This window comes from Bacillus sp. NH11B, assembly GCF_001884205.1.
In the GTDB taxonomy this organism is placed as follows: domain Bacteria; phylum Bacillota; class Bacilli; order Bacillales; family Bacillaceae_G; genus Bacillus_A; species Bacillus_A proteolyticus.
The window spans coordinates 1-8,925 of record NZ_MAOG01000008.1; the positions used below are offsets into that span (position 1 = coordinate 1).

Here is an 8,925-nt window from a genome sequence, read left to right on the forward strand (position 1 = left end):
CAGGTAGGACTCGAACCTACGACCGATCGGTTAACAGCCGATAGCTCTACCACTGAGCTACTGCGGAATAATAAAGACAATTTGTATCTTATAAAAATTATCACCGTAAGTCAAGAAGTTTTTTCACAACATCTTGTACAAACGTGACATGTTTATACTATACTGGATTGCGTTTTCACTGTCAAGATGTTTTCACTACCAGTTTTAGTTGCCCTTTACATTTTCCACATACATATCTTTGTGTATTTATTTGACGCCTTCTTACATATTGAAGTGAGCATCCCGTACATTCATACGTATAAACTTTTGTTTCCTTTTTCTCTTCATTAATCATTCGTTTACAAAAACGGGGTGCCCCCACTTTCTTTAATAACTCACGAAAATCTCTATCTCGGTGCTTATACCCTTTTCCTGTGATATGTAAGTGATAATGACAAAGTTCATGTTTAACAATCCCGACTAAATCTTCTTTGCCATACATTTCGTAATATCGATAATTCAGTTCTATATTATGAGTATTCAATAGATAGCGCCCACCAGTTGTACGTAACCTACTATTAAACATCGCTTTATGTAAAAACGGCATCCCAAAGTATTGTAACGATACCTCTTCCACTAACCTCTGAATTTTTTGCTCATCCATTCTCATTCCTCCTAAACAAAAAATTTTTTTACACTTTTCTCCCTTCCTATACATATATTAAATAGTACATATACCCATCCTCATTCAAGAAGCGTGATTTCTAAAAATAAAGCATTGATAGAAATCCACTCACCAACCTCTCATCAATATTTCTTTAACTAATTAAGAAGAGATGTTTGAGAGCAGGATTAAACAAGGAGGGATTCCTATGCCTACGTGGCTAAAGAAACAAATGCAACGTGCATACTTCGAAAAAAACCGGTATCAAATCAAATTACTAAATGAATGCTGGTTTTATTATAGTAAAATACATCAAAGCTCATAATCAACGAAACTTTCCTATCCATAAAAAGAGAGCAGTTTCACCTGCTCTCTTTACTTACTATTCAATTGGTAACATCGATAATGCAACACGACCTTTTTTCGTATCAATATCATCTACCCATACTTTTACAATTTGCCCTACGGATACAACATCTAACGGGTGCTTTACAAATTGTTTGCTGAGTTTAGAAATATGTACTAAGCCATCTTGCTTTACACCTATATCAACAAAGGCACCGAAATCAACAACATTACGAACCGTTCCCTCTAACTCCATACCACGCTTTAAATCTTCTAATTTCAAAATTCCTTTTTTCAGAAGTGGTTTTGGCAACTCATCCCTCATATCTCGTTCCGGACTAATTAAAGCCTCAATAATATCAACCAAAGTCGGCTCGCCAATCTCCGTCTCTTGAGATAATTTAGAAACATCTACTCCATCTAAACTCTTCTGCAAGTTCGGTTTACCTACATCATTCTTTGATAACCCTAGACTTTTTAATAGCAATTCAACATTTTTATATTGTTCTGGATGAATCCCCGTGCGATCTAACGGATTCGCCCCTTCTAATATACGTAAAAATCCAATACATTGTTCATATGTTTTCGCACCTAAACGAGGAATTTTCTTTAATTCAGTACGTTTCGTAAATTTCCCATCTTCCTCACGCTTAGCTACAATATTTTTTGCAACTGTTTTTGATAATCCTGAAACATATTGTAACAACGCAACTGAAGCTGTATTTACATTAACGCCAACTTGGTTAACAGCTGTCTCTACCACAAATGTTAACGATTCATTTAATCTTTTTTGTGATACATCATGTTGATATTGTCCTACTCCTACAGATTTAGGGTCAATTTTCACTAGCTCAGCAAGCGGGTCTTGTAGACGTCTCCCAATAGAAACGGCACTTCTTTCTTCAACCTGTAAATCTGGGAACTCCTCACGAGCTAAATCAGATGCTGAATATACACTAGCACCCGCTTCATTTACAATAATATAAAATACATCCCGTTTTACATTTTGCAAGACATCTACTATAAATTCTTCAGTTTCTCTGGAAGCTGTACCATTTCCAATTGCTATCATTTCAACTTGATATTTATCTATAATTGAAAGAACTTTCTTTTTTGCATCCTCATATTTACGAACAGGTGGATGCGGATAAATAACATCTATGTTAAGAACTTTCCCTGTATCATCTACTACTGATAATTTACAACCTGTTCTATATGCCGGATCTACCGCTAGCACAACTTTCCCTTTCATTGGAGGCTGTAATAATAAGTTACGTAAATTCTCAGAGAAAATATGAATCGCTTGTTCTTCAGCGGTTTCTGTTAATTCTTTACGAATTTCTCTTTCTATTGAAGGTTGGATTAATCGTTTATATCCATCTTCAATCGCTAATTGTACATAGTGCGCACTTTTAGAAGCTTCATCACGAATCATTTTTTTATGTAAAAACTGATTAATTTCCTCAGTCGGTGTAACAACAGCAACTCTTAATACATCTTCCTTTTCACCGCGATTCATCGCTAACACTCGATGAGGCACTACTTTTTGCAACGGTTCTTCATAATCATAATACATTTCGTATATATTCTTTTCATCTTTGTCTTTATCTTTTACAGATGAAGACATAATCCCTTTTCGAAAAGTAGTATTCCGAATCCAACTACGATATGACGCATTATCCGAAACAAGTTCCGCAATAATATCCTGTGCACCTTGCAAAGCATCTTCTGCAGATTCCACTTCTTTTTCTCCATCAACAAATTCCATAGCCTTCTCTGCTGGATTTTCTTTTTTATATAACAATAACCACTCAGCTAACGGTTCTAATCCCTTTTCTTTAGCAATTGTAGCTTTCGTTCTTCTTTTTTCTTTATAAGGACGATATAAATCTTCTACTTCCTGAAGTTTTGTTGCAGCAACAATATGACGACGTAATTCTTCGGTTAGTTTCCCCTTTTCACCAATAAGACGAAGAACCTCTTCTTTCCTATCTTCTAGTTGCATCATATATTGCCATCTTTCTAAGATTGCACGAATCTGCACCTCATCTAGAGATCCTGTCCATTCTTTTCGGTAACGAGCGATAAATGGAACTGTGTTACCTTCTTCTGTTAATTGAATAACATGACGAACTTGCTTTTCTGTAAAGCCTAATTCTTTCACTAACATTTTCATTAACCCTTGTCGATTATCTACCATTTCCATATCCAACCGTAACCTCCTCTATAATAAAAAAAAGTTGCCCTGTAAAGAGAGCAACTTAAACTGCCGATTTAAAAATCTATTAGTCCTAAACTAATTTGTAACGCTTCATCTACACGAATCATCATCACTTCATCTAAGTGAGTGATTTTGTCCGTTAAGCGCTGCTTATCGATTGTTCGAATCTGCTCAAGTAAAATAACAGAATCTCTCTCAAAACCGTACTTTTTCGCATCAATTTCCACATGAGTGGGTAATTTCGCTTTTTGAATCTGTGCAGTAATAGCCGCTACAATCACAGTCGGACTAAAACGATTTCCGATGTCATTTTGAATGACAAGAACCGGACGAACGCCTCCTTGCTCAGAACCAACAACTGGGGAAAGGTCTGCAAAATACACGTCGCCGCGTTTTACAATCAAAATATTACCCCCCGCTAACTAAGCGTTCTACTGTATGAGCTGCTTCATACTCTGCTAAGAAAGCTTCAGATGCAATACCAAGATTAATTTTTCCCATTTCAATGTACCCACGTCGCATTGATTCATGTTGGTAGCGTTTCTTCGTCTTATGTTGACGCAATAACAGTTTTGTTGCCTGGCAAATTAGTTCATGGCGATTCTTATTCTCTTGTTTTCCAATTCCGTCCAATTCCGTTACCATTTGCTTTGGCAACCGAACCACGATTTCAGTAGTTACACTTGATTCGGACACAAAAATACACCTCCACCGTCAACTACACACCCAAATATATATATGACACCTATTGTAATAATACCATTGTATGGAGCCTGTTGCAAAGACTTCCTTATTCCTTGCTTATGTTTTCCAATTCATAAATAAAACATTCATCTTCTTTTACTTTTTATCTTTTTTAAACAAGAAATCAAGCAATCCTTCAGTAATATTTCGTTGTAACTTATATTAATAACAATTATAAAAAGAAGCTACCCAGCAAAAAAGAGCCTATTCTTTATTAGTGAAACTCCTCCAAATGACGAGATGCTGAGTAATAATACCTTCTTCTATATATTGTTCAAATAATTGATTACTTCTACAACTTTACCATGTCGTATAAATATTCTCGGTACACGGAAGCTTATCGTTGCGATAATTTCATAATTAATAGTCCCGGAATATTCAGCAACCTCGGTAGCACTAATATACTCATCGCCTTGTCTTCCAATGAGTGTAACTTTCGTACCAAGCGGCACTTCACAAGGCAGATGTATCATGAATTGATCCATTGTTACTCGCCCTACAATCGGTACCCTTTCACCATTTACAAGCACTTCAAATCCTTGTAATCTTCTAAGCCATCCATCTGCATACCCAATCGCAACTGTCGCAATCCATTCTTCAGTTCTCGTTCGGTATGTGACATTATAACTAATCCCATCCCCTTTAATCACTTGCTTAATATGAGCAACTTTCGTATGAAGTGACAACGCTGGTTCCAATTTAAATGGTAAAAAAGGACGTATTTCTACAGATGGGGATAGCCCATACATCGCAATACCAATTCGCACTGCATTAAATGTAATCCCTTGAAACCTTAACGTTGCAGCACTATTGGCTGTATGGACAAATTTAGGGTTCACTCCAAATTCTTTCAACCAACTTAACTGCTGCAAGAATGTATTATATTGCTTATCAAAGTAAGAAGTCTCAACCTCATCGGATGTTGCAAAATGTGTATATACTCCTTCTAACTCTAAAAATGGAGCGCCTTCTAAACTCTTTAAGAACCCCTTTAATTCTTTACGTTCACGTATTCCGATTCTCCCCATACCACTATCAAAATTAATATGGAATTTCATTATTGACGAACCATCCCAGAGCTTTATCGCGTCTTCCACCCATTCTTTTTGAAAAACAGTTAATGCTACATCATTTTCAGCAGCAACATTTACATCACGTGGAGGGGAAGGACCTAATACTAAAATCGGTGCAGTAATACCAGCCCTCCGAAGCACTAAAGCTTCATCTAAAAAAGCAACTGCTAATCTTGTTGCCCCTGCTTCTAATGCGGTTTTAGCCACTGGTACATAATCGTGCCCATATGCATTCGCTTTGACCACAGCAAAAATTTCTACATCACTTGGAATGAACTCTTTAATATGCGTAACATTGTTATAGATCGCATCTAAATCCACTTCCACCCAAGTGTCACGGTAAAACGGTGCTTCTTCCATAAATACACTTCCTTATACACGATATGCGAAGCTTATTCTTTTATATGCTTCTTTTTATGAAATCCACCTTCAAACTAAGAAAAGACGTGGTGCACATATATCACCACGTCTAAGAAGTTTACTTCACCTGCTTCGCTGTAACCGAACGAGCAACCATCAACAACTCATTCGGCTCTAAACCTTTAGACACGAGCATATATTCTACTCCATTATGCGACCACGTTACAGAATCTTTCGTCAATGCACCAATCGTGAAGCCAAGGTCAACCGGCTCTCCACTTACACTTACCGCTGATGAAGCCTCTGCAACTTTTTCCTTTTCTTGTATTAAAGTAAAAGATTTCTTACCTCCAGTATATGTGAGTATCGTACGCTTGCCACTGGCTGTCTTCAACTCTTCTTCCTCTTTCAACGTCATGCCTTGCGGCGTGTCACGTGGATACAAAACAGCAAACGGTTTGTCTTCTTTCGCTGTTGTCTGAACATCTACTTGCGCTCTGGACATATTTTGTTTCGTATCAAATGCACCTTTATCAAAATTTGTATCAAACTTTACTTTAGTGAAATCTACTTTTACAAGGACATTTTGATCATTATCCATCAGTTTCACGGAAACTGGTGTTAAATCACTCTTCTTCAATGTAATCTCTTGTTTCGGTAACATATTTTGATGTTGATAGTTTGTTTTTGTTTTGAAAATATAATACTTATCTGTTTTCTCGAAAGTAAGGTTTTTCTTATCCTGCAAAATATCTCTCACAAGTGATTCATATAAGTAAGCCTGGCTACTATTTTGCGGCCAATCACTTTGAAAACGGAAGCTCTTATTAAGCGCAGGTGTTAATACAAATACCCCTTCATCATTTCTTAAAATAATTTGACTCTGATCCTTTTTCGCATTCTTTAAATTCACACGATAATACGAAGGTTCTTTATGCCAAATTTCTACACTATACTCCTGCGGCTCATTTCCTGTTTTAATAGATAATTTCGCTTCAGCTTGATAACTCTTCATACCTTTAACTTTTGCCTCTAAATCTCTCACAACATCTTCCTGTTTCTTTTCCATACAGCCCGCCAACACAAAAACGGTCAATAAACCGATGAGAACTAAAAACAGACGCCTTTTCATCACTTCAGCCCCTTTGCCCCTATAAATGAATGGAAGATATGCCTTCCTTATCGCTACCTCAAATATATGAGACAAAGATATAAAATATGCAGACTAGCTTGACGAGCTTTCTAAAACAACTTGGCTAACAGCAAATTCTTTACTATGGCTAATTGATAAATGAACAATATGCTCTGTATTTGCAATAAGAATCGGCTTACCTCTATCATCATTCCTTACTTCTATATCTAAAAAACTAACTTCTTTCCCAATCCCAGTTCCTACCGCCTTAGAATACGCTTCTTTTGCTGCAAATCTTCCTGCCACAAATTCTGTAAGACGACTTCCTTTCAGCTCCTTGGCAACATTACGTTCACTTTCAGTTAAAATACGTTCCATAAATTTAAGCTTTCCATCTAGCATTTTTTCAATTCGATTCAATTCAATAATATCGATTCCAATCCCTACAATCATTTCAAAATCCCCTTCTTCTATTTAGCTTTCTGCATTCATATTGTAAGAATAACAGAGAATCTTTCTGATGCAAAAGGAGTGATACTAACAACATGCTAATACCATCTACCCGTACGCTATTACAACCAGTCATCCTCTCTTTACTTCTTATACAATTAGTCACGATTATATTGAGCGACTTTTCCTTCTTTCACATGGCAGCCCACAATGAATATATCGCTAAAGGAGAATGGTGGCGTATCATAACTTCCCTACTTGTACACGTAGACTTACAACATTTTCTTTCCAATAGCATTTGTTTATTTGTTCTTGGTTCTTCTATTGAAAAACAACTAGGACATTTTTCTTTCATCATTATTTTTTTTCTTTCTGGCATTATCGGCAATATTTCTTCTTATATTATTATGCCTCTTGACTATATTCACGCCGGAGCATCTGGTGGTATTTTCGGATTGCTAGGTGCACAATTATTTTTATTGTATAGTCGATATCGTTCTTCAAACCCAAAAGAAATTGCTATTTTTTCAATCACGATACTTCTATTACTGCTATTTACTTTCTTTAATCCTTCTGCCAACCCTATAAGCCATTTAACAGGATTGATAATTGGTGGTATTTGCACCCCTTTTTTAATAAAGTGAAACTTTAATCAGTGGGGATTTTACGGGCAGCCCGACTCCCACAAATAGCGGGACAAAAAATCGATGGTGCAGAGCTCATTTAATATAGAAGCTCGCACCATCGATAATTTCCACCTCTGTTTGTTTACTTAACTCTCTCATTAATTGAAATAAAGACTCATCCTTCTTCTTCGCCTCAATCATACAATCAATTTGCGGAACACTCCCCTTTATCTTTTTCAAAAAAGATAAGAAAGTATCTACATCAATAAAATCTGCATGTGCTCTCGGATCTTTTTCATCTCTAGGACTAGAAATATGCATTTTAACTGGTAACAAAGACGATTCCCACGTATGTACAACACGTGCCCAATCTTCATGCCAATCTTCCTGGTCATTATTCATCATATGATGATGCAAATCAAACACGACTGGAATATCTAATTTCTCTCCCAAATACAATGTTTCTTCTAGAGAGAAAGTCGTATCATCATTTTCTAATATAACCATCTCTTGAATACCTCTTGGAACACTTGACCAATTTTCTATAAAACGTTCTAATGCAAGCTCCTTATCGTTATAACCTCCTCCCACATGTAATACACATCTCTGTTTATGTTCAATTCCCATACCCTTTAATAATTTTTTGTGCATCTGCAATGTCTTTACAGATTGCTTGAAAATACTCTCCTCAGGTGAATTTAGTACAACAAAGTGATCCGGATGAAAATCAATTCGCATATTCATACGAATAGCGTACTCACCTAGCACTTTTAAATTTTCTTTTAAGGGGCGAATATAGTTCCACTCTAACAACTCCTCATGATTCGCTAAAGGAATAAGCTTGGAACTAAGCCGAAAGAAAGATATGTCATGCCCTTTATTATGCTTTAATAACCGTAAACAATTTTCCAAATTCGAATTAGCAATTCTTTCGAGCTTACGAATCGCCGCCTCTCGATCATCAATCCGCTGAAACTGTGCATATGTCATCGTTTGAGATGGAGATGCATTCTTCAAATGTACACTCATCGCGACATACCCGAGTCTTACAAGCATATGGCACCCCTTTTCTATACGAGTTATTATGTAGTATGCACAATTACAGAAATAAAAAAAAGAGAATGCCAGCAAAGGGCATTCTCTTTTTTTATTAAGCTTGTGGACGGCTATGATGTTTTCTTTCGCCGCGTCCATTTGAAGATCCTGGGCGACCTTGACCTTCACCTCTACGACCACGACTACCACCATCACGACTGCCACCATCACGATTACGATCACGGTTACGGCCATCGCCACCGCCGCGTCCATCACGATTGCGATCACGGTTACGA

The 8,925-nt window shown here is 36.8% G+C and carries 10 protein-coding genes and 1 pseudogene; 2 read left to right on the forward strand and 9 right to left on the reverse strand.

Annotation, left to right across the window (positions count from 1 at the left end):
- Positions 1-181: 181 nt before the first annotated feature.
- Positions 182-643, reverse strand: coding sequence for a SprT family protein (locus BAU27_RS00185; protein ID WP_071744543.1), 462 nt, complete (start codon positions 641-643; stop codon positions 182-184).
- A gap of 208 nt (positions 644-851) precedes the next feature.
- Between BAU27_RS00185 and cmpA the strand changes: the two genes are divergently transcribed.
- Positions 852-968 (forward strand): cortex morphogenetic protein CmpA, encoded by a 117-nt coding sequence (gene cmpA, locus BAU27_RS30625; protein WP_001143642.1) that lies wholly within the window; start codon positions 852-854, stop codon positions 966-968.
- Between the two features lie 57 nt (positions 969-1,025).
- On the opposite strand, the gene BAU27_RS00190 is transcribed toward cmpA, so the two are convergent.
- From BAU27_RS00190 to acpS, 6 genes are all read right to left on the reverse strand, one after another.
- Positions 1,026-3,194 (reverse strand): Tex family protein, encoded by a 2,169-nt coding sequence (locus BAU27_RS00190; protein WP_071769802.1) that lies wholly within the window; start codon positions 3,192-3,194, stop codon positions 1,026-1,028.
- A 68-nt stretch (positions 3,195-3,262) separates the two neighbouring features.
- Positions 3,263-3,613 carry a type II toxin-antitoxin system endoribonuclease NdoA gene (gene ndoA / locus BAU27_RS00195; RefSeq protein WP_000635963.1) on the reverse strand — a complete coding sequence of 117 codons (351 nt, stop codon included), beginning with the start codon at positions 3,611-3,613 and terminating at the stop codon, positions 3,263-3,265.
- A gap of 4 nt (positions 3,614-3,617) precedes the next feature.
- Positions 3,618-3,905, reverse strand: coding sequence for a CopG family ribbon-helix-helix protein (locus BAU27_RS00200; protein ID WP_071744542.1), 288 nt, complete (start codon positions 3,903-3,905; stop codon positions 3,618-3,620).
- Between the two features lie 311 nt (positions 3,906-4,216).
- Positions 4,217-5,386, reverse strand: a complete 1,170-nt coding sequence (alr, locus tag BAU27_RS00210; protein ID WP_002139858.1) for an alanine racemase — start codon at positions 5,384-5,386, stop codon at positions 4,217-4,219.
- 118 nt (positions 5,387-5,504) lie between these two features.
- Complete coding sequence (locus BAU27_RS00215; RefSeq protein WP_071769803.1) at positions 5,505-6,455, reverse strand: LolA family protein; 951 nt, start codon at positions 6,453-6,455, stop codon at positions 5,505-5,507.
- A gap of 156 nt (positions 6,456-6,611) precedes the next feature.
- Positions 6,612-6,971 (reverse strand): holo-ACP synthase, encoded by a 360-nt coding sequence (gene acpS / locus BAU27_RS00220; RefSeq protein ID WP_071769800.1) that lies wholly within the window; start codon positions 6,969-6,971, stop codon positions 6,612-6,614.
- A 92-nt stretch (positions 6,972-7,063) separates the two neighbouring features.
- Here acpS and BAU27_RS00225 point away from each other — a divergent pair, with 92 nt between their 5' ends.
- Positions 7,064-7,612 (forward strand): rhomboid family intramembrane serine protease, encoded by a 549-nt coding sequence (locus BAU27_RS00225; protein ID WP_071769801.1) that lies wholly within the window; start codon positions 7,064-7,066, stop codon positions 7,610-7,612.
- 75 nt (positions 7,613-7,687) lie between these two features.
- On the opposite strand, the gene uvsE is transcribed toward BAU27_RS00225, so the two are convergent.
- Positions 7,688-8,650 carry a UV DNA damage repair endonuclease UvsE gene (uvsE, locus tag BAU27_RS00230; RefSeq protein ID WP_071744539.1) on the reverse strand — a complete coding sequence of 321 codons (963 nt, stop codon included), beginning with the start codon at positions 8,648-8,650 and terminating at the stop codon, positions 7,688-7,690.
- A 94-nt stretch (positions 8,651-8,744) separates the two neighbouring features.
- Positions 8,745-8,925, reverse strand: a pseudogene (locus tag BAU27_RS00235) (DEAD/DEAH box helicase); the annotation flags it as partial.